Origin of the sequence: Sulfitobacter sp. AS59, from assembly GCF_038899995.1 — a bacterium.
Taxonomy (GTDB): Bacteria; Pseudomonadota; Alphaproteobacteria; order Rhodobacterales; family Rhodobacteraceae; genus Sulfitobacter.
In genome coordinates, this window is sequence record NZ_JBBMQK010000005.1 from 217,487 (window position 1) to 238,260 (window position 20,774).

Below are 20,774 nucleotides of genomic sequence, written 5' to 3' on the forward strand. Positions count from 1 at the left end.
ATAGGCCAGCCAGCCGCGCATTAAAAAAGCCTTAAGATTTCGCTGGCATCCGCGTATTTTCCCACATATTTTTGTCGGGAATTTGATCAACGGGTCGGATAGCCAGTATTTTTGCGAGGGTTCTATATGAGCGAACAGTCATCACAAATGTCTGTGGTCCAGGACCATCAGGCTTATCTAGACGGCACACATGATTTTCAGATCGATATTGAACGGCTGGTCAAAAGCGATTTGGTCCGGACGATCTTAGAGACGGTCATGTTGGCGACCAACGCGCGCTTTGCCGCCGTGGCCCGCGTCACGAATGACCGTTGGGTGGCATGCCGTTCGGTGGACGAGGTGAATTTTGGTATTGCCGAAGGTGACGAAATCGAAATTCAATCGACGTTTTGTCAGACCGTCCGGGATACCGGCGACGAAGTCATCTTTAATAATGTCGCGACAGACAAGGTTTATCGCGACGATCCTATCGCTGCGAAATTCGGCATCGTCAGCTATGCCTCTGTCCCTATTTACCGCAGCGATGGCAGTTTTTTCGGGACGCTATGTGCCATCGACACCGAACCGCGTGATCTGGGCGGTTTGCGCGCCCACGCGATGCTAAAGATGTTTGCCAATCTGATCGGGCGCAGCCTGTCGGCCGAGGAACGGATCGAGGCGCAAGAGCTGGAGCTGGAGCACGAGCGCAAGCTGGGGCAAATCCAAGAGGAATTTGTCGCGATTTTGGGGCATGACCTGCGCAATCCGGTTGCTGCATTTGCATCCGGTCTGCGGCTGTTGGGCAAAGAGCCGATGCCGGATAAGGCACGGTCGACGCTGAACCTGATGCGCGCGCCTTTGCATCGCATGAACGAGCTGATCGATAACCTGATGCTACACGCGAAATCGCGGCTTGGCGGCGGGATCAATATCCGTTCGACCGAAGACGCGCCTTTGGCCGTTGCCGTCACCGAAGTCGTCGAAGAAATACGCGCTGTGGCCCCAGAACGACAAGTCGAACTGGACTTGCGTTTCGACCGTCCGATCACTTGTGACGCGTCGCGGATCGCGCAAGCTGTTTCAAACCTGTTGTCGAACGCGATGTCACACGGCGCACCGGGAACGCCGATCAAAGTGGTGGGCGAATGCAGTTCTGGTCAGGTCATCATCAGCGTCACCAATCAGGGGCAGGAAATCCCGGCAGAGCTAAGAGAGAACCTGTTCCGTCCCTTCCAGCGCGGTCGGACTTCAGAGGGCGAGGGCCTTGGCCTTGGCTTGCATATCGCGTCCACCATTGCGCGCGCCCATGGCGGGGTGATCGCGGTTGATAGCAATGCGGCGGGCACGGTGTTTTCAGTTCAACTGCCTGGTTAAGCCGTCAAACTGAAACATCCGCACCCGCCGCTACATGCCAGCGCAGGGTGACCTAGGCGCGGTTCCATTCCCGGTCGCCCTTGGCGTCTTTGACGCGCGTGGGCAGACCGATGTTATCAAGCAGTGAAAACAGCGGCTTGGGGTCCAACTCCTCTACGTTCATCATGACCCCTTGGTCATAAGTGCCATCGGCGATCAGCATCGCCACGGCCACCGGCGGAACGCCCGCTGTGTATGAAATGCCCTGGCTGCCGACCTCGTTATAGGCGTCCTTGTGATCGGCGACGTTATAGACGAACACCTCTACCTCTTTGCCGTCTTTGATGCCTTTGACCAGATCGCCGATGCAGGTTTTGCCCGTATAATTCGGCGCAAGGCTGGAGGGATCTGGCAACACGGCCTTGACCACTTTCAGCGGTACGACCTCTAGACCCTCGGCTGTGACGACCGGCTGTTCTGACAACAGCCCAAGGTTTTGCAGAACGGTAAAGACGTTGATGTAATGATCGCCGAAACCCATCCAGAACCGGATGTCAGCCTCTGGATAGTTCGCGGCGAGGGAATGCACCTCGTCGTGGCCGGACATATAGGCCTTTTGCTTGCCCACAACGGGAAGATCCCATTCGCGGCCAACCTCGAACATCTTGTTCTCTTGCCACGCGCCTTTCTGCCAGCTGTAAACGGTGCCGGTGAATTCGCGAAAGTTGATCTCGGGGTCGAAGTTGGTCGAGAAGTATTTGCCATGGTCACCGGCGTTGATGTCGACAATGTCGATCGAGGTGACTTCGTCCATGAACTCATCCACGGCAAAGCGGGCAAACGCATTGACCATACCCGGATCAAACCCGGCCCCCAAAATCGCGGTGACACCCGCGGCCGCACAATCTTCACGGCGCTTCCATTCATAGTTGCCATACCATGGCGGCGTTTCACAAATCTTGGTCGGGTCTTCGTGAATGGCGGTGTCGATATAGGCAGCACCGGTCTGAATGCAGGCCTCAAGCACGGTCATATTCACAAAGGGCGACCCCACATTGATCACGATCTGCGCGCCCGTTTTGGTGATCAGTGCCGCAACCGCCGCACTGTCCATCCCGTCAACCTGATGTGCATCAAAAACGCCGTCCTGTTTCATCGCCGCCTTGTCGTGGACAGTTTGAATGATCTCTTGGCATTTTGACAGGGTTCGGCTTGCGATATGCAGATCGCCCAAGACATCGTTATTTTGCGCGCATTTATGGGCCACAACCTGTGCAACACCGCCTGCGCCGATGATCAGAACATTACGTTTCATATATTCAAAAGACCTCTTTTTAGTGGGTTCAGGACAGTGCGGCTGCAAAGTCGTCATAGTCAAAGTCGCGCACCATGCGTGTGGTTCCATCAAGCTCGCGGATTGCGATACTGGGCATCTTGACGCCGTTGAACCAATTTTTCTTGACCATTGTGTACCCTGCAGCGTCTTGAAATGAAATGCGATCCCCGGCCTTTAGCGGCGCGTCAAATCGGAATTCGCCAAAGATATCGCCGGCAAGGCAGGATTTTCCGCAGATCATCCATTGGTGGTCGCCCACGTTCGGGGTGACCTTTGCAGGCTCGCGGTAGATGAGCAGGTCCAGCATATGCGCTTCGATGGAACTGTCGACGATGGCAAGGTTTTTGCCGTTATGCATTGTGTCCAGCACTGTCACCTCAAGCGTCGCGGCCCCGGTGATCGCGGCTTCTCCCGGCTCAAGATACACCTGCACGCCGTAGGTTTGGGCAAATGCCTTAAGACGCGCGGCAAGCTGATCCAGCGGATAGCCTTCGCCGGTAAAGTGAACGCCGCCGCCCAAGCTGATCCAGTCCATACCGTGGATCAACGCACCAAAGCGGTCTTCGATCAGGGTCAGCATCTCGTCGAAACGGTCAAAGCGGTCGTTTTCGCAGTTGTTGTGAAACATCAAACCGCTGATTTTATCGCTGACCTTGGCGATCTCGGCCGGGTCATGTTCGCCCAACCGGCTAAAGGGGCGGGCGGGATCGGCCAAATCAAACTCGGATGTGGAAACGCCCGGATTGACCCGCAACCCGCGCACATGCCCTTGGGATGTGCGATCAAATTTCGACAACTGACCGATTGAGTTGAAAATGATCTTGTCGGAATGGGCCAGCACCTGATCAATCTCGTGATCTGCATAGGCGACCGAATAGGCATGGGTTTCGCCCGGAAACTTTTCATGGCCCAAGCGAACCTCATACAGCGATGACGAAGTCGAGCCGTCCATATACTCCGACATGAAATCAAAGACGGACCACGTCGCAAAGCATTTCAGCGCGAGCAGGCATTTCGCGCCGGAGGCCGCGCGCAGTTGCTCAATCTTTTCAAGATTGATCAGGAGGCTGGATTTATCGATCAGATAATAGGGGGTCTGCACAGCAAAACCTTTCATTGGGTCCATGTCGTGCGCCTGGGCGCTGAGCCGAAGGAAATATTGGAACATCGATTAAACGATGTGGCGATATGGTACGTCGTCTGCCGCTTTTTCGAAAGGGGCGTTTAGCGGCTCTGCCTGATCGACGCAACGGTGAAAACTGTTCGAATTCTTTAATGTTCTGGCGGATGCACGACGGGATCTTGTTGTCTTTTCTACAGCCACGCCCTTGCCTATGGGGTGGCCGAAACCTACTGCTAGGCCCACGGCCCCATATTTCCCCATCAGGTCAGACACAGCGCATATGCCCATTAACGTTCCTGCCAACCTCACCGGCTATGCCGCCGCGTGGAGCATTGTTTTTGTCTGGTCTTTTTGGCTGATCGTCAGCCGGGTCGCCAATGACAGCGGATTAACGATCTATGATCTGGCCGCGTTCCGCTATGGTCTGGCGTCGCTGGTGGCTGTGCCGCTTTGCCTTTACTACAAGCCATGGCGGGGTCTGAGCCTTAAAAAGATCGCAGTTGTCTCTTTTATCCTAGGCCCGATCTATATCCTCACTGTCTTTTCCGGCTATAAATACGCGCCTGCCGCGCATGGCGGGATTTTCATGAACGGGCTGCTGCCCCTGATCAGCATCGTCTTTGCTGTCTTTATAACGCGCATGCGCCCCAGCTTTCGGCAATTACTAGGGGCCGGCATGATCCTTGTTTCCGCGGTCGCGCTGTCCTTTGATGCAAGCGTCAGCAGCGGGGCAGACGCATGGATCGGTGACATCCTATTTTTGATTGGTGCGCTGTTTTTCTCCTCCTACGTTATTCTGTCAGAGCGGTGGCAGCTTGGGGCCATGCAGATCATTTTTTGTGGGACGATCGTGAACGCGGTTATTTACCTGCCGATATGGGCGCTTTGGCTGCCATCCGGCATTGCAACGGCACCGATGGGGCCGCTGGTGTTGCAAGCCATCTATCAGGGGTTTGTGCCGAACCTGATTGGCCTTCTCTTTATTGCCTATGCGTCGCGCACAATCGGGAACGGAAACACGTCTTTCATCCTTGCGGCTGTTCCGGGGGGCGGGGCTATCCTCGGCGCGCTAATCTTGGGCGAAAGCCTAAGCCTGATCAGTGTTTTCGCGCTCGTGGTCCTGACGGTCGGACTGTTGATCAGTGTGCGCAAACGCAAACCATTGCCAGCCTGATAGGGGGGCAACGGCGCATAGGCGTATGACACCGCCACCCTTATGTCAGACGGTTCAAAATGCCTTAAGGCTTTCAGTGATTTGCGCTCGTACCCGCGCCGCCGCTTCGGCTTTGACCGGGCCAAAGCCGCGAATATCCATCACCATGCCTGCGATGCGTGCGGCATCCTCTGTATTGCTGGCGGTTAGGCCTGCCGTAAGCGTATCCAGAACAGCGCGGTATTCACGGATCAAAGCACGTTCCATCCGGCGTTCCTCGGTATAACCAAAAGGGTCTAACGGTGTGCCGCGCAGGCGTTTCACCTTTGACAATCCGCGAAATGCAATCTGCATCCAAGGGCCGAAGCTGCGCTTGATCGGGCGTCCACGGGCGTCTTTCGCGCCGGATAACATGGGCGGGGCAAGGTGGTGACGGATGGTGATGTCGCCATCGAACCGGTCTTTCAGCCCTTCAATAAATCCCGTCTGGCTGTGCAGCCGCGCAACCTCGTATTCATCCTTATAGGACATGAGCTTGAACAACCCCTTTGTGGCCGCTTCGGTCAGGGGGCCTGCTGCGCCGATAATCTTGGTTTCGGCTGTGCGCACATGTTCGATGGTTGCGCGGAAGGTGTCGGCCCAAGCTGCATCTTGATACTCTGCCAGAAATGCCGCCCGACGTTCGATCATCTGATCCACCGTCTGAATGGCACTGATGGGCAAGTTCGCGGCGGCCTCGACCGCCGCGCGGTCGTGTACCACCAATCGCCCCCAGCCAAAGGCACGTTTGTTCTGATCAGGTTTGACACCATTCAGATCGATGGCTTTCATCAAGGCCCCAAGCGATAGCGGCACCAGCCCTGCCTGCCACGCGGCCCCCAGCATCATGACATTGGCAAACACCGTATCGCCCAACAGCGCCTCGGACAGAGCATTGGCATCCAGCGTGTGCAAGCCTGCGGCATCGACGCCTTTGGATATGGCCTGTAGCCGGGTATCGGCGTTCAGATCGGCATCGCGGTTCTGCACCAGATCGCCGGTTGGCATCACCGCAGTATTCACCACGGCGCGCGTCCCCGCGTGATAGGTCATGGATGCTTTGGGCGATGAACTGACCACGATATCGCAGCCGATCAAGGCGTCGGCAGAGCCGGGTTCGACCCGCACCTGATTAACCTCTGCCGCGCTGTTGGCCATGCGGATATAGCTGATGACGGGTCCGAATTTCTGGGCAAACCCCATGAAATCCAGAACCGACGCGCCTTTCCCCTCGAGGTTGGCGGCCATGGCGACCAATTGCCCGACGGTCACGACCCCGGTGCCGCCGACACCGGTCACGACGATATCCCAAGGCTTTGACAGATCAGGCTGGATCGGATCAGTCAGGGTTTTCGTCAACCGGTCAAACGCCGCCGTGCCGCGCCCTTCGCCGCGTTTTAGCGTGCCGCCTTCGACAGTCACGAAGCTGGGGCAGAAACCGTTGACGCAGGTGAAATCCTTGTTGCAGGTGTTCAGATTGATTTTACGTTTGCGCCCGAATTCGGTCTCTAGCGGTTCAACGCTTAGGCAGTTGGATTCAACGGAACAATCCCCGCAGCCCTCGCAGACCAGCGGGTTGATGACGGCGAATTTTTTTGGGTCCTCCATCTGACCACGTTTGCGCAGGCGGCGCTTTTCTGTGGCGCAGGTCTGCTGATAGATCAGCACAGTGGTGCCGGAAATTTCGCGCAATTCGCGTTGAATGCGGTCCAGCTCGCGGCGGTGATGCACGGTGACGGCACGCGGCAGGTCGGTGCGGTGAAACCGTTCGGGCTGATCGGAAACGATCACAACCTTCTTTGCGCCTTCGGCCAAAACAGATGTCGCAATCGCCTCGACCGAAATGGGGCCGTCCACCGATTGCCCGCCGGTCATGGCGACGGCGTCGTTAAACAGGATTTTATAGGTAATATTGGTGCCGGCGGCGATGGCTTGGCGAATGGCGAGCGATCCTGAATGGTAATAGGTGCCCTCGCCAAGGTTTTGAAAGATATGACGATTGCCATTAAACTGCGATCTGGCCACCCAGTTCACACCTTCCCCGCCCATTTGGATCAGCGACGTCGTGTTGCGCCCCATCCAACTGGCCATGAAATGACACCCGATGCCGGCAAGAGCCTGACTGCCCTCGGGCACCTTGGTCGACGTGTTATGCGGACAGCCCGAGCAGAAGTAGGGCGTGCGGGTCGCGCCGGGGATGTTGATCGGATTGGTTGTGGTTGTGGGGCTCGCCTTGTTGGCCAGGTCAGTTAGGTCAAGATCGGTGAAATTACGTTCCAACCGCTGGGCAATATGGCGGGCTAACATGACCGGGCCCAATTCCTGCGTCCAAGGGATCAGCCGGTCGCCATTTTCGTCGCGTTTGCCGACCATACGGCGGGGTTTGCGGCCGGGGAAGTCGTAGAAATGTTCTTTCAACTGGCTCTCGATAATGCCGCGTTTTTCCTCGATGACCAGCAATTCGTCCTTGTCTTGGGCAAAGGCCAATGCGCCTTCATGCTCTAGCGGCCAGACCATCCCGACCTTGTACAGGTCGATGCCCAGCTCTGCCGCGCGAGCCTGATCAATGCCAAGCAGGCGCAACGCCTCTAGCACGTCCAGATGGGATTTTCCGGTCGTGACAATGCCAAAGCGCGCAGGATGACCCCATTCGGCCCGATCAATCGGGTTGGCGCGGGCAAACGCCAGAACGGCCGCCTTTTTATGTTCCAACCGTGCCTCGATCTGCGGGCCGGGGAGATCGGGCCAGCGGTAATGCAGCCCCTCGGGCGGTGCGGTGAAATCGTCGGGTGTGGCGAACTCTCGCGGGGGCAGCAGGTCAAAAGACATGCCGGATTCAACCGTTTCTGAGATGGCTTTGAACCCCACCCACATCCCCGAAAACCGCGACAGCGCATAGCCCCATTCGGCAAAAGGCAGAAACTCCGCCACGTTTGCCGGGTTCAGTGTCGGCATGAAAAAGTTCATGAAGGCGACGTCGGATTGGTGCGACATCGACGATGATACGCAACCATGGTCATCCCCCGCGACCACCAACACGCCACCATGCGGCGACGACCCGTAAGCGTTACCGTGTTTCAGCGCGTCGCCCGCACGGTCCACGCCCGGCCCCTTGCCATACCACAGGCCGAACACCCCAAGACATTGCTTGTCGGGGTCGGTTTCAACTTGCTGTGTGCCGATCATCTGGGTCGCGCCGAATTCCTCGTTCACGGCTGGCAGAAAGGTCACGCCTGCCTCTTGAACAATCTTGGCATTGCGTCCGATTTCCAGATCGATCCCGCCCACCGGCGATCCGCGATAACCAGAGATATAGCCGCGCGTGTCCAGCCCGTTGTCCCGGTCGCGGCGCGCCTGATCCAGCGCCATACGTACAATGGCCTGCGTGCCGGTCATAAAGACCCGACCCGAGGTTCGCGAGTAGCGATCACTAAGGGCGTAGTCTTTCAGGATAGGGGTTTGATCGGTCACGGGGCGGCCTCGCATGGGTGGTGATTGGTTTTGGTGTAAATACCTCGGTTTGCCTGAGAGATGTGTTCAATCATATTGATATATCTGCGCTTGATGAATTGAACGCTTCAAATATACTCAAATCATGAATGAAATGATCCCGCTTAGCCCCGCCGAGTCAAAACTGCTTTCGATCCTGCAAGAAGACGCTTCGCGTAGCGTGGCGGACCTTGCCGAGGCGACGAACAGTTCTGCTGCCACGATCTGGCGCCGCATCCGTAGTTTGGAAGACCGCGGTATCATTGGCCCGCCTGTACGTCTTGTCGATCCGGCCAAGGTCGGGCGCGGAATGGACGTTTATTGTCAGGTGCGAATGAAATCTCAGGACGCCAAAGCGCGCGCCGCTTTTCAACAGGCCATCGATGCGGAGCCTGCGATTATTGAGGCATATTCAGTCACCGGAGATTGGGATTACATGTTGCATATGGTGGTTCAGGATATCGCTGATTTTGAAGCGGTATTAATGCGCCGTCTGTTGGATCTTGACTGTGTTGCAGGGACGTCGACCGTGTTTGCATTGCGCCGGATCAAACACACGAGCAAAATTCCGGTTTAAGCGATTTGCGACGCTTAAACGTCGGCAATCTAAGCCGGGGGCAGCGCCCTTCGAGGGGCGATCGGGCGCGGTTTGCTTGACCAGAACATGCGAACAGGCGCGGAGGCTGCGCAATTTTTCTATCTGCTTTTTGATGGCAATTTTAGGTGTCGACCCTCTAAGAATATGACTTTGTGAGCCCGTATTTCACCAAAATTTAATAGGTTTGCGGGATGACTGACCTATCAAATTCAGTCGTTTCGGCTTTTGTTTAAAGGGTGCCCGTGGTGAAGTCTTCAGAACCCCATATGGGGGGCGTTTCCATTTTACATATCGCCATCGTTTTGATGTCTTTGGCGATGACAATTGGCGCATATCTATATTCAAGGCATCAAGTTGATTTGCAGGTCGAAAACCGGTTTCATGCGGCGAAAGACCGTGCAATTGGCCTGATTGTCGATCGTATGTCGCGATATGAAGACGCGTTGTGGTCCGGCGTGGCGCATGTTGATGCGCTTGACGGTCAGACCAACCGTTTGGATTGGAAGGCCTTTGCGGGCTCGCTGAAAATACGCGAACGATATCCAGGTGCTAACAGCTTTGGCGTCATTTCCTATGTGGAACGGGATGATTTTGCCCAGTTTCAAGCCGCACGTGCCGCCGAAGGCCCGGGTTTTGATGTCTACCCGGTGCATGACCAAGATTTCCTACTGCCGATTACCTATATCGAACCCGAAGACATAAACGCGGCGGTTGTTGGCTTGGACGTGGCGCACGAGACAAATCGCAGGGCTGGCGTTTTGGCTATCCGCGACAGTGGCACCGCGCAGATTACAGGGCCAATTGTCCTGATGCAGGACAGCGGTCACACGCCGGGTTTCCTGTTCTACACGCCGTTTTATCGTGGCGGAAAACCGCAAACTGTACAGGCACGGCAAGAACAATTTGCGGGCGTCGTTTACGCGTCCTTTGTCGTGCGTAAACTGGTCGAAGGCCTGCTGTCAAAAGACCTGCGCGAGGTCCGGTTCAGCATCCGCGACAATGATAAAATTATCTACGATGAACATAGCGACGAGGACCCTCTGCGCGACAACAATCCGATGTTTTCAGATACGGTTTCGTTGGATATGTACGGGCGCAACTGGGTCCTTGATATCCGTACGAACACTGCCTTTCGGCAACAAAATGGTTCGGAACAACCGACACTGATCCTGATCGGCGGATTGATTATTGAAATTTTGGTGTTCTCCTTGCTGGTGATGCTTGCGCGTTCCAACAGGCGGGCGCAAGCTTATGCGCATCAGCTTACCGTCGATTTGCGTTCTAAAACCGAGCATCTGGAACGCGCAAATGCTGAAATCGAACAATTCGTCTATATCGCGTCGCATGACCTAAGGACGCCGGTACGTGGGATCGGGTATCTCGCTGATATAATCGAGGAAGATCTGGAGGAAATTTTCGGCCCCCTTGATGATCACGCCGAGATCAAAGCGCAATTCAAGATGATCCACGAACGGGTGAACCGGATGAATGATCTGACAAAGGGCATTATGGAATTTTCCCGCATTGGGAATTTTGAGGCCGAAGTCCCCCCCAACATGAACCTTGAGGCGTTAATCGCCGATTGCGTCGTGGATATTTGTGTGGACGCTGCACAAATACAGCTGTCCTCCGACGTCGATAAAATATCCTGCGACAGTTATAATTTCCGCCGTGTCCTCGAAAGTTTGATCACGAATGCGTTTAAGTATCACCCCGAACCGGATGCCGCGCAGATCGATGTGAGCGTCGAAGATCAGGGCAACCGGCTGAAAGTTTCAGTCCGTGACAACGGCAAGGGTATTTCGCCCGAGTTTCACGGCAGAATATTCGATGTTTTCCAAACTCTTCGTAAGGGGGATGAGCCGGAAAGTACGGGTATCGGATTGGCCATCGTTAAAAAAGCGGTGCAGCGCCATGGCTACAATATCGCTGTGTCGTCATCAGAGAAGGAAGGCGCTGAATTCACGTTCTTTTGGCCCAATACCCAAACGTCCGAAGACCCTGAGCTGAGTAAGGTTGCCTAACATGGCACGTCAAATGAACATTCTTTTGGTCGAGGATAACCCCCTTGATGCAATGATTGTCGAGAGGACGATTTCCAAAATCGCGCCGGGCACCTTTGTCGAACGGGCCGAAGACGGGATAGAGGCGTTAGAGGTGATCCAGTCTGGGAGGCTGCCTGACCCATTTATGGTTCTGCTGGACATAAACATGCCCCGGATGAACGGACATGAGTTTCTGAAAGAACTTCGATCAAGCAGCGAGGCATCAAGCAGCATCGTTTTCATGTTCACAACGTCAGACAGTGTGCAAGATATCGAGCGCGCCTATGCCGAGCGGGTGAATGGATATATCGTGAAGCGGCACAATAAAGAGGGCATGAAGTCTGTTCTGGAAACCCTGCAAAGCTATTGGATGACGTGCGAATTACCGTGCCGGCCAGACGAGCGGAGCCTGAATTTGGCATGACTTGGGCAGGTGGCCTTTGTCACTGATGACTTGGTGACGGGGCAGCGATGTCGTTGCGGATGTCGCGGCCCTCTCGACAAAAGGGGCCGAGGGCCCGAGCCCACAGGATGCTGGTCCATGCCACCTCCGCTGACTAACGCGGTGTCCCACTGCAATGCCAAACAGCCCAATCTCCGCATTCCAACATAATAACCAAAGCCACACGTCCCTTACCGACTGTGCAGGTTGGTTCTTTAATGCTCCGCGGTGCCGGTTTACGACCTAACGTTGCGCGGTGTTTTGATCCACCACCCGCCAGCCCGTGTGGTTTTTTCGTTGACACATTGCCGAATGGCGGCAAGGATCGCCGCTAATAAATCCTGCTGAGAAATGTGAAAGTTTTGTAAAATCAACGATTTAAGTGCTGTTAGCGTTTGACAGGTGTTCAACTGCAGATGTAATGAATTCTGCGTAGAACGCGTGACAGGTGTCGGTGTCAAAGACCTTTAAAAACAAGGGGGTTGACCGGATATGATGGCCAAAAAAATCGGGCTCTGGCAGGGCGTTAGGAAGAATACTTTTAGGGAGAGACCATGACATACTTCAAACAGGCCGCCTCTGCGGTGGCGCTATTCGCGACGATGACTGCACCCGCTTTTGCCGAGTTTACACTTAGCGATCGATACACCGATGCGGATGGTGATCTGATCGCGGATATTCCAGCGGATGCCGCTGATCAGATTGATCCGTCGACGCTGATTTTTGCCTATACCCCGGTTGAAGACCCAGCGGTTTATGCCGAAGTTTGGTCCGGTTTTCTGGACCACATGAGCGAAATCACTGGCAAAAAAGTTCAGTTCTTCCCAGTACAATCCAACGCCGCCCAGATCGAGGCGATGCGCGCTGGGCGTTTGCACGTCGCGGGCTTTAACACCGGTTCGAACCCATTGGCCGTGGCCTGTGGCGGCCTGCGTCCTTTTGCAATGATGGCGGCCGCTGACGGGTCGTTTGGCTACGAGATGGAAATTATCTCCTACCCCGGTTCCGGCATCGAAAAAATCGAAGACATCAAAGGCAAGAAGCTCGCCTTTACCTCCGAGACGTCGAACTCTGGCTTCAAAGCACCTTCCGCGATCCTTAAGGCCGATTTCGACATGGAAGCGGGCCGCGATTTTGAACCTGTCTTTTCGGGCAAACACGACAATTCGATCTTGGGCGTTGCGAACAAGGACTATCCGGCAGCCGCCATTGCGAACTCTGTCCGGGCGCGGATGGTGGAGCGTGAAGTGGTCACCGACGATCAGCTTACGACCCTTTACACATCGCAAACCTTCCCGACGACCGGCTATGGTGTGGCGCATAACCTGACGCCCGATCTGCAGGCCAAAGTGAAAGAGGCTTTCTTCTCGTTTGATTGGGAAGGGTCTGCTTTGGAAGAAGAATTCGGCAAAAGCGGTGAAGCACAGTTTATCGAAATCGCGTTCAAAAAAGACTGGGAAGTGATCCGCAAGATCGACGATGCAAACGGCGTCGTTTACAACTGCCAGTAACTTTTTAGAAATTAACCAGGACAGGCGGGCGCAGATGCCCGCCTGTTGCATTTCGGAGCGTTCATAATGCTGAAATTGAAAAACCTGTCGAAAACCTACAAGACGGGTGACACGGCCCTGAGCGATGTGACGCTCGAGATCAACAAAGGCCAGCTTGTCGGGCTGATCGGCCCATCGGGGGCGGGGAAATCCACCTTGATCCGCTGTATCAACCGCTTGGTTGAACCCACCTCGGGCGAGGTGTGGTTGGGCGATGTCGATCTTGCGCAGTTGGGTCGTACAGAACTGCGCCATCAGCGCCGCCGGATCGGGATGATTTTTCAGGAATATGCTTTGGTCGAACGCTTGACCGTGATGGAAAATGTATTGTCGGGCCGGTTGGGGTATGTTCCGTTCTGGCGCAGCTGGTTACGCCGTTTTGAGTCCGAGGATATTCGCCGCGCTTATGAATTGCTGGACCGCGTTGGGCTGTTACAACATGCGGACAAGCGGGCCGATGCGCTGTCTGGTGGACAGCGTCAAAGGGTCGGCATTGCCCGCGCCCTGATGCAAACACCCGATCTGCTGCTGGTGGACGAACCCACGGCCAGCCTGGACCCGAAAACCAGCCGTCAGATCATGCGTCTGTTAACCGAAATTTGCGCCGAGCGTGGGTTGCCGGCCATCGTAAACATCCACGATGTGCCTTTGGCGCAATCCTTTATGGAACGTATTGTCGGCCTGCGCGCGGGTGAAGTGGTGTTTGACGGCCCCCCAACCGACCTAAGCGAAGACGCACTGACCGAGATTTATGGTGCCGAAGACTGGAACACGATGCGCCGCGAAGATGACGATGAAGACAATACGCCGTTGGACGTCGCACAGGCTGCCGAGGTCATGGTATGAGCAGCTATCCCGGCACATGGCGGCGGCCACCACAAATTGTGTCAGACAAACGTGTCCGCATCGCCCTGCAACTGGGCGTGTTGCTGTATCTGGTACTGGCCCTTGGGTCGGTCGAGGTGAACTGGCAACGCGTTTCCGAAGGGTTGGAGCGCGGACAACGGTTTATTATGGGCTTCTTGCAGCCTGATTTCAGCAGCCGTTGGAAGGACATCAGCCAAGGGTTGATCGAAAGCCTGACGATGACGCTGACCTCAACGGTCGTGGGGGTGCTGGTGTCGATCCCGTTCGGCATCGGTGCCTCGCGCAATATTGTGCCGCGCCAAGTCTATGTATTTTGCCGCGCGGTTATTGCCATCAGCCGGTCGTTGCAGGAATTGATCGTGGCGATTTTTCTGGTGGCGATGTTTGGCTTTGGCCCCTTTGCGGGCTTTCTAACGCTGTCCTTCGCAACCATCGGTTTCATCGGCAAACTGCTGGCGGACGAGATCGAAGAGATCGACGAAGCGCAAGTCGAGGCGATACGGTCCACCGGTGCGTCTTGGTTGCAAATGTTGCATTATGCGATCCAGCCACAGATCATGCCGCGTCTGATCGGGCTGTCGCTGTACCGTCTGGATATCAATTTTCGCGAAAGCGCGGTGATCGGGATTGTTGGCGCAGGCGGCATTGGTGCCACGCTGAATACCGCCATTGACCGGTACGAATATGACAGTGCGGGTGCCATCTTGTTGATCATCATCGCCATCGTGATGGTGGCCGAATATAGTTCAAGCTATCTGCGGAAGTTCCTGCAATGACACAAACAATACCTCGTGAATGGGCGCACCGCGCCCCCGCCCAGCGTGCGATGCTATGGCTCGGTTGGTTTGCTCTGGTGGCGCTTTTTGTCTGGTGCTGGCAGATTATGTCCAAGGATACGATCTGGGCCTTTGTCTGGGATGCCCCCGATCAGGCCTTGGACATTGGCAGCCGTATGATGCCCCCGAAATGGGCCTATCTGCCGCAACTGATGAAACCCCTGTGGGATACGTTGAATATTGCGACACTGGGCACTGTCGGCGGGGTCATTATTGCGATCCCGGTCGCCTTTTTGGCAGCGCGAAATACCTCGCCCTCCACCACGTTCCTGCGGCCGATTGCGTTGTTTATCATCGTGACGTCGCGGTCGATTAATTCGTTGATCTGGGCGCTGCTGCTGGTGGCCATTATCGGGCCGGGTCTGCTGGCCGGGATCATTGCCATCGCGCTGCGGTCGATCGGTTTTGTTGGCAAGCTGCTGTACGAGGCGATCGAGGAAACGGACGCCCGCCAGATCGAAGCGATCACGGCAACCGGGGCTGGCCCTGCGCAGGTTCTGACCTATGGGATCGTGCCGCAAATCCTGCCCGCGTTCTGGAGCATCTCTGTCTTTCGCTGGGATATTAACATTCGCGAAAGCGCCATTTTGGGGCTGGTCGGTGCAGGCGGGCTTGGCCTTAAGATGAACGCATCCTTGGCCATTTTGGCATGGGATCAGGTGTTCGTGATCCTGCTGCTGATCCTTGCGACTGTGGTGCTGAGCGAATGGGTTTCGGCGCAAGTCCGCAAGGCGATTATCTAATCTGCGATTTCAGGTGGCGGGACAAACCCGCCACCTGAGATATGCGCCCAGCCTAAGCGTTGACCACATTTTTGATAACAATCTGATCCATCTTGTCACCATGCAGGATCGATACGTCACCCGTTGTTTCCAGAATGGCGGCGTGGACGGTCGATAGGTCTAACGCGTTCGCATTGCGAAGTTTGGCGATCAGATCGCTTTCGGACACGCGGGTTGCACGTAATGCATCATGCAGGATCACCCCGTCGCGCATCAGAAATACGGGGGTGTTTTCCAGCGCGTTGCTGATTGCTTTGCTGCGCTGGCGAAGGATAGAGGCCCCGAACTGAACGGCAAAAAGACTGACCATCGCCGCCAATATCTGGACAAGCCCTGTCCAGTCGTTTGCTTGGGACGCGCCAGCCAAAAGCGACCCCATTGCAACGGTCATGACGAAATCAAAATTTGTCATCTTTGAAAACGACCGCAACCCGACGATGCGCACCAAAAGAATGATCCAGCACAGGGCAAAAGCGCTTAGAAAACCGCCGCGGGCGATGGCATCAAGCATGGAATTGTCGAAAAACATCTGTCTACTCCTCTAATATTATAGGGCTCAATGCGCCGCCCCCTTGAGGGGCCTCAAACCTGCCGTCGCGCATATCGCCATCCAAAAGACGATGTAGGGCAATCGGCCATGCCCGCCAGAGGGGCGTTCAAAACGATGGCGTAAGGCGAAATTTGGCCCAATCCGGGTTTCGGGCGCAGGCTGCATCAGGGGGGGCGAAAAGCCCTAGTGGCTAACGGACTATGTGGCTTCGGCTTGAACGATCAGCAGATGGTATAGATGCCATGTGGCATGGCCCAGCAACGGCAGCACGATAAACAGCCCTAGAAATAGCGGCACGAGCGATACCAATGTGAGCGTGGCAATGAAAACCGCCCAGCCCAGCATGACGGGCAGATTGTGCGTGACATAGCTAAAACTGGTCGCCATCGCGGTGATGAAATCCACCTCGCGGTCCAGCACCATGGGGATTGCCAGAACCGTGATCATATACAAAACCAACGCAAATATCGCGCCGACGAGGGTGCCAACGGTTAACATGGCCAGCCCGTTCGGGGTTAAAAACACCTCGGCTGAGGATGAAATATTGGACATCGGGGAAAGGCCCAGGAACAGCGCAAAGATCATATGGCCTAGGAAAAACCAGAACAGAAAAATCACAATGCTGATGGCCCCGATCATCGGCAGGGACCGTTTGCGCTGCAGCATGACCACACCCAAAACATAAGGCACGCTTGGTCGTTTTCGCGCCTGTAATTCGCGCGAAACCTCGTAGAGGCCGACGGCGATAAAGGGGCCAAGCAGCGGAAAGCCGAACACCGCAAGGACCAGCCAGAAGGTCGTTCCGGTTTGCCACGTAATCCACGCCATAGCCCAAGCGGCGATGACATAGACGGCAGCAAAGCCAAGCCCAAATAACGGCGCGCGCCGCAAATCCGCCCACCCCAGTCTAAGCGCTTGCAAAAGGTCGGCGGTCGTAACCGCGCGGAACTTGGGCGCACCTGGGTGCATCATTTGATCGCTTGCGGTTTCGTTCACGGCTGGCAGGCTCCGGTCGGTTTCGATCATGCCACAGTGACAGCCTGCACGCGCAGGTATTTGACGTGGATCAATCTAAAACCGGCCGCGATTGGGTTGGGTTAACAACCCCTCTAGATAATTCCCATAGTCATTCTTTGCGAACAACCTGATCCGTTCCTCTAGCTCAGCTTCACTAATCCAGCCTTGGTTGAACGCGATCTCATCGGGACTCCCTGTCTGTAACCCCTGCCGTGTTTCCAAGGTCCGCACAAAGTTCCCTGCATCCAGCAAGCTTCCATGCGTGCCAGTGTCCAACCACGCATACCCGCGCCCCATGCGCTGAACATTAAGCAATCCGTCATGAAGATAGGTTTCAAGCAGCGTCGTGATTTCTAGCTCTCCGCGTGCCGAAGGCTGCACCATCTTAGCGCGCTCGGACGCAGTATTGTCGAGAAAATACAGCCCCGTTACCGCATAATTCGACGGTGGAACGGCCGGCTTCTCGATGATCTGGCGGGCTTGCCCATTTTCGTCGAAATCCACCACACCATAGCGTTCGGGGTCCGACACACGGTAGCCGAAGACGGTGCCTCTGGTGGTTTGCGCGTCGGCCTGGGCGAGGATCTCGGGCAGGCCGTGGCCGAAAAAGATGTTGTCGCCAAGCACCATTGCCGAGGGCGCTCCGTCAAGGAAATCTTCGGCCAGCAGATAGGCCTGGGCCAGTCCATCGGGGCTTGGCTGCGTGACGTAGCTGAGCGAGACGCCCCATTGGCTGCCGTCACCAAGCGCGCGTTTGAACTGGTCGGCGTCCTGCGGCGTGGTGATGATCAGGATGTCGCGGATACCGCCCAGCATCAGCACGCTTAACGGATAGTAAATCATCGGCTTGTCATAGATCGGCAGCAGCTGTTTCGACACGGAAATTGTAATCGGATAAAGCCGAGTGCCGGAGCCGCCTGCGAGGATGATACCTTTGCGTTTGGGCGTCTGAGTCATGGGAAATCAGTCCTTGGGAAAATCAAGTTGGGTCAGAATACGGGTCAGGCTCTTGTGCCAATCGGGGCGGCAAGTGCCAAAGGCGGCCTTGGTCGCGCTGCAATCCAGCCGAGAGTTCAGCGGTCGTTTCGCGGGGGTGGGGTACTCGGATGATGGGATGTCGGTCACGGCGCAGGGGACCTTTGCAGTGTCAAAAATCGCGCGCGCGAAATCGGCCCAGCTGGTGTCGGGGCTGCCGGAGAAATGGTATATGCCGGATTTTTCAGGCTCTGACACGAGAGTTTTGGCGATTGTGACACAGGCCTGTGCAATCTCTGCCGCACCTGTGGGGCCACCGATCTGGTCGGCGACGACGGTTAACGCCTCGCGTTCGGCACCGAGACGTAGCATGGTTTTGACAAAGTTTTTGCCATGGGCCGAGACGACCCAAGAGGTCCGCAACACCGCATAGCGCCCACCAGCCTCAGCGATTGCAATCTCTCCGTCGCGTTTGGTGCGGCCATAGACGCTTTGCGGGTCGGTGGCGTCGCCAGGTTTCCAAGCCGTATCGCCCGCGCCAGAAAATATGTAATCGGTCGAGATAGAGACGAAAGGGATGTCGCGCGCGGCGCAGGTGCGGGCCATGGCGGCGGGGGCCTCGGCGTTGATGAGCTGCGCCGTTTCTACATCGCTTTCGGCTTTGTCCACGGCGGTGTAGGCGGCGGCGTTGATCACGGCATCGGGTGCGTGGGCCTCAATCGCGGCGGCGCAGGCGGCGGGGTCGGTCAAATCCGTATCGGCGCGGGCGAGGGCAGTGATCTGGAAGTCATCGCCATCCAGCGCGCGCAGTTCCGTGGCGACCTGACCGCTGTGCCCGAAGACGAGGACCTTCATGCCTTGCCCAACCGTTCACCGACACCCTGACGGTTTTGCAACGCGCGCCACCATTCCTCGTTCTCGAGGTACCAATCGACCGTACGCGCCAACCCTTCCTCCACCGTGACCGAGGGCTGCCATCCAAGCTCCGTCCGGATGCGTGTCGGATCAATGGCATAGCGCTGGTCGTGACCGGGGCGATCGGCGACGAAGGTGATCAGATCGGCATGGGGCGCACCGCTGGGATGGCGGTCGTCCAGCAGGGCGCAGATCATCTTGACCAGTTCCAGATTGCTGACCTCATTCTCGCCCCCGATGTTATAGCTGCGGCCCAACGCGCCCTTGGTGAGCACGGTGAGCAGCGCATCCGCGTGATCTTCGACAAACAGCCAGTCGCGCACATTCGCACCATCGCCGTAAACTGGAATCGGCCCTCCGGCGAGCGCTTTGAGGATGGCCACGGGCACTAGCTTTTCGGGGAAGTGGAATGGGCCGTAGTTGTTGGAACAGTTCGTCAGGATATTAGGCAGGCCGTAGGTCTCGCCCCAAGCGCGCACCAAGTGGTCGCTGGCGGCTTTGGAGGCGGAGTACGGGCTGCGCGGATCATAGGGTGTATCTTCGGTGAACTGCCCCGTGGGCCCGAGGGAGCCGTAGACCTCATCGGTGGAGATATGGTGAAAGCGGAAGCCGTCGGGCTTGCCAGCCTTTTGCCAATAGGCCCGCGCGGCTTCGAGCAGCGTATAGGTGCCGGTCACGTTGGTTTGAATAAACGCCCCCGGCCCGTCGATAGAGCGATCCACATGGCTCTCGGCCGCCAGATGCATCACCGCATCGGGCTGATGTGTCGTAAAGATCCTGTCCAACGCCCCCCGATCGCAGATATCTGCATGTTCAAACGCGTAAAGTGGGCTGTCCGCCACGCTCGCCACATTCTCAAGGCACGCCGCATAGGTCAGCGCATCGAGGTTCACCACGCTATGCCCCTGCGCGATCGCCAGCCGCACCACTGCTGAGCCGATAAACCCCGCGCCGCCCGTTACCAATAGCTTCATCTATACACCCTCAAACGTGAACGGGCTGTTAAGATCAGCCAAAGCGGGCGCATTTGCGTCCTTTTCGGACAAAACCGGTGACATGTCGCCCAAGCCCCAATCGATACCGACCTGCGGATCATCCCAAGCGACCGCTCCTTCGGTTTCCTGTGCGTAATAATCCGAACACTTGTAAATAATCTCGGTCTCCGGCGCGCGCGTTACAAACCCATGCGCAAACCCGGCAGGCACCAGCAACTGCTTGCCGTTCTCAAAGCTCAGCTCGACGCCGAACCATTGCCCGTAGGTGGGTGAGCGTTTGCGGATATCAACCGCCACATCGAACAGCGCGCCACGCCCACAACGTACCAGCTTATCTTGCGCATGAGGCGGAGCCTGAAAATGCAGCCCGCGAATGGTGCCTTGGGTCGTCGATAGAGAGTGGTTGTCCTGCACGAATTGGGTGGTGATACCGTGATCGGCAAGCGCCTTTGCACTGTAGCTTTCCGAGAAAAACCCACGGTGATCGCCAAAGCGGGCCGGGGTAATGACGATGACGCCGGGGAGTGGTGTCTGTTCAATCTGCATGTAAATAGTACCCTTGCACAGTCTATCCCTTGTTCGTTGAGTATCGAAAACTGCGGTGCCTGTCGATTGATTGCGCAAAACCATAGAGAGATTGCGGCGCGCGACATTGGTGCCGCAAGCAGGGGCGGACCCCTTTTAGGTTGCTTGATCCAAAATTTCAGGTTGGCGCAAGTGATCGCGCATC

Annotated in this window: 18 protein-coding genes; 9 read left to right on the top strand and 9 right to left on the bottom strand. The window is 56.2% G+C overall.

The window, feature by feature from the left end; all coding sequences use genetic code 11:
- The first annotated feature begins 126 nt into the window (after positions 1-126).
- Entirely contained in the window at positions 127-1,353 is a 1,227-nt protein-coding gene (locus tag WNY39_RS13425) for a GAF domain-containing sensor histidine kinase (protein ID WP_342846189.1), read from the top strand.
- 52 nt (positions 1,354-1,405) lie between these two features.
- Here WNY39_RS13425 and WNY39_RS13430 read toward each other — a convergent pair whose 3' ends face one another.
- Positions 1,406-2,647: a saccharopine dehydrogenase family protein gene (locus WNY39_RS13430; protein WP_093917691.1), complete on the bottom strand. Its 1,242-nt coding sequence runs from the start codon at positions 2,645-2,647 to the stop codon at positions 1,406-1,408.
- A 28-nt stretch (positions 2,648-2,675) separates the two neighbouring features.
- Positions 2,676-3,770, bottom strand: a complete 1,095-nt coding sequence (locus WNY39_RS13435; RefSeq protein ID WP_342846231.1) for a carboxynorspermidine decarboxylase — start codon at positions 3,768-3,770, stop codon at positions 2,676-2,678.
- Between the two features lie 301 nt (positions 3,771-4,071).
- Here WNY39_RS13435 and WNY39_RS13440 point away from each other — a divergent pair, with 301 nt between their 5' ends.
- Positions 4,072-4,965: a DMT family transporter gene (locus WNY39_RS13440; protein ID WP_342846191.1), complete on the top strand. Its 894-nt coding sequence runs from the start codon at positions 4,072-4,074 to the stop codon at positions 4,963-4,965.
- A gap of 54 nt (positions 4,966-5,019) precedes the next feature.
- Here WNY39_RS13440 and WNY39_RS13445 read toward each other — a convergent pair whose 3' ends face one another.
- Positions 5,020-8,454, bottom strand: coding sequence for an indolepyruvate ferredoxin oxidoreductase family protein (locus WNY39_RS13445; RefSeq protein ID WP_342846193.1), 3,435 nt, complete (start codon positions 8,452-8,454; stop codon positions 5,020-5,022).
- A 124-nt stretch (positions 8,455-8,578) separates the two neighbouring features.
- Between WNY39_RS13445 and WNY39_RS13450 the strand changes: the two genes are divergently transcribed.
- The 7 genes from WNY39_RS13450 to phnE (WNY39_RS13480) all read left to right on the top strand — a co-directional run bounded on the left by WNY39_RS13450 (position 8,579) and on the right by phnE (WNY39_RS13480) (position 15,553).
- A complete protein-coding gene (locus WNY39_RS13450) occupies positions 8,579-9,049 on the top strand; it encodes an Lrp/AsnC family transcriptional regulator (protein WP_342846195.1) in 471 nt (156 codons plus the stop codon).
- Positions 9,050-9,315: 266 nt separating this feature from the next.
- On the top strand, positions 9,316-11,094 hold the full coding sequence (locus WNY39_RS13455; RefSeq protein WP_342846197.1) for a CHASE domain-containing protein: 1,779 nt from the start codon (positions 9,316-9,318) through the stop codon (positions 11,092-11,094).
- Between the two features lies 1 nt (position 11,095).
- Positions 11,096-11,539: a response regulator gene (locus WNY39_RS13460; protein WP_342846199.1), complete on the top strand. Its 444-nt coding sequence runs from the start codon at positions 11,096-11,098 to the stop codon at positions 11,537-11,539.
- 620 nt (positions 11,540-12,159) lie between these two features.
- Positions 12,160-13,068: a phosphate/phosphite/phosphonate ABC transporter substrate-binding protein gene (gene phnD, locus WNY39_RS13465; RefSeq protein ID WP_341233678.1), complete on the top strand. Its 909-nt coding sequence runs from the start codon at positions 12,160-12,162 to the stop codon at positions 13,066-13,068.
- Between the two features lie 66 nt (positions 13,069-13,134).
- The gene (phnC, locus tag WNY39_RS13470; RefSeq protein WP_342846201.1) at positions 13,135-13,953 is read left to right on the top strand and encodes a phosphonate ABC transporter ATP-binding protein; all 819 of its coding nucleotides are present in this window, start codon (positions 13,135-13,137) and stop codon (positions 13,951-13,953) included.
- On the top strand, positions 13,950-14,750 hold the full coding sequence (phnE, locus tag WNY39_RS13475; RefSeq protein WP_342846203.1) for a phosphonate ABC transporter, permease protein PhnE: 801 nt from the start codon (positions 13,950-13,952) through the stop codon (positions 14,748-14,750). The genes phnC and phnE (WNY39_RS13475) overlap by 4 nt, the downstream gene beginning before the upstream one ends.
- 50 nt (positions 14,751-14,800) lie before the next feature.
- Positions 14,801-15,553 carry a phosphonate ABC transporter, permease protein PhnE gene (gene phnE, locus WNY39_RS13480; protein WP_341233679.1) on the top strand — a complete coding sequence of 251 codons (753 nt, stop codon included), beginning with the start codon at positions 14,801-14,803 and terminating at the stop codon, positions 15,551-15,553.
- A gap of 52 nt (positions 15,554-15,605) precedes the next feature.
- On the opposite strand, the gene WNY39_RS13485 is transcribed toward phnE (WNY39_RS13480), so the two are convergent.
- The 6 genes from WNY39_RS13485 to rfbC all read right to left on the bottom strand — a co-directional run bounded on the left by WNY39_RS13485 (position 15,606) and on the right by rfbC (position 20,590).
- The gene (locus WNY39_RS13485) at positions 15,606-16,121 is read right to left on the bottom strand and encodes a YetF domain-containing protein (RefSeq protein ID WP_341233631.1); all 516 of its coding nucleotides are present in this window, start codon (positions 16,119-16,121) and stop codon (positions 15,606-15,608) included.
- Positions 16,122-16,340: 219 nt separating this feature from the next.
- Positions 16,341-17,114 (bottom strand): DUF2189 domain-containing protein, encoded by a 774-nt coding sequence (locus WNY39_RS13490; protein WP_342846234.1) that lies wholly within the window; start codon positions 17,112-17,114, stop codon positions 16,341-16,343.
- 99 nt (positions 17,115-17,213) lie between these two features.
- Positions 17,214-18,116: a glucose-1-phosphate thymidylyltransferase RfbA gene (gene rfbA / locus WNY39_RS13495; RefSeq protein ID WP_342846205.1), complete on the bottom strand. Its 903-nt coding sequence runs from the start codon at positions 18,114-18,116 to the stop codon at positions 17,214-17,216.
- A 6-nt stretch (positions 18,117-18,122) separates the two neighbouring features.
- A complete protein-coding gene (gene rfbD, locus WNY39_RS13500) occupies positions 18,123-18,989 on the bottom strand; it encodes a dTDP-4-dehydrorhamnose reductase (protein WP_342846207.1) in 867 nt (288 codons plus the stop codon).
- Positions 18,986-20,023 (bottom strand): dTDP-glucose 4,6-dehydratase, encoded by a 1,038-nt coding sequence (rfbB, locus tag WNY39_RS13505; RefSeq protein ID WP_342846209.1) that lies wholly within the window; start codon positions 20,021-20,023, stop codon positions 18,986-18,988. The genes rfbD and rfbB overlap by 4 nt, the downstream gene beginning before the upstream one ends.
- Positions 20,024-20,590, bottom strand: a complete 567-nt coding sequence (gene rfbC, locus WNY39_RS13510; RefSeq protein WP_342846211.1) for a dTDP-4-dehydrorhamnose 3,5-epimerase — start codon at positions 20,588-20,590, stop codon at positions 20,024-20,026.
- Positions 20,591-20,774 lie beyond the last annotated feature (184 nt).

Coding starts and splice junctions, on each gene's coding strand:
- WNY39_RS13425 (WP_342846189.1), top strand. CDS start 127: ATGAGCGAACAGTCATCACAAATGTCTGTGGTCCAGGACCATCAGGCT.
- WNY39_RS13430 (WP_093917691.1), bottom strand. CDS start 2,647: ATGAAACGTAATGTTCTGATCATCGGCGCAGGCGGTGTTGCACAGGTT.
- WNY39_RS13440 (WP_342846191.1), top strand. CDS start 4,072: ATGCCCATTAACGTTCCTGCCAACCTCACCGGCTATGCCGCCGCGTGG.
- WNY39_RS13450 (WP_342846195.1), top strand. CDS start 8,579: ATGAATGAAATGATCCCGCTTAGCCCCGCCGAGTCAAAACTGCTTTCG.
- WNY39_RS13460 (WP_342846199.1), top strand. CDS start 11,096: ATGGCACGTCAAATGAACATTCTTTTGGTCGAGGATAACCCCCTTGAT.
- phnD (WP_341233678.1), top strand. CDS start 12,160: ATGACTGCACCCGCTTTTGCCGAGTTTACACTTAGCGATCGATACACC.
- phnC (WP_342846201.1), top strand. CDS start 13,135: ATGCTGAAATTGAAAAACCTGTCGAAAACCTACAAGACGGGTGACACG.
- phnE (WP_342846203.1), top strand. CDS start 13,950: ATGAGCAGCTATCCCGGCACATGGCGGCGGCCACCACAAATTGTGTCA.
- phnE (WP_341233679.1), top strand. CDS start 14,801: ATGCTATGGCTCGGTTGGTTTGCTCTGGTGGCGCTTTTTGTCTGGTGC.
- WNY39_RS13485 (WP_341233631.1), bottom strand. CDS start 16,121: ATGTTTTTCGACAATTCCATGCTTGATGCCATCGCCCGCGGCGGTTTT.
- WNY39_RS13490 (WP_342846234.1), bottom strand. CDS start 17,114: ATGATGCACCCAGGTGCGCCCAAGTTCCGCGCGGTTACGACCGCCGAC.
- rfbA (WP_342846205.1), bottom strand. CDS start 18,116: ATGACTCAGACGCCCAAACGCAAAGGTATCATCCTCGCAGGCGGCTCC.
- rfbD (WP_342846207.1), bottom strand. CDS start 18,989: ATGAAGGTCCTCGTCTTCGGGCACAGCGGTCAGGTCGCCACGGAACTG.
- rfbB (WP_342846209.1), bottom strand. CDS start 20,023: ATGAAGCTATTGGTAACGGGCGGCGCGGGGTTTATCGGCTCAGCAGTG.
- rfbC (WP_342846211.1), bottom strand. CDS start 20,590: ATGCAGATTGAACAGACACCACTCCCCGGCGTCATCGTCATTACCCCG.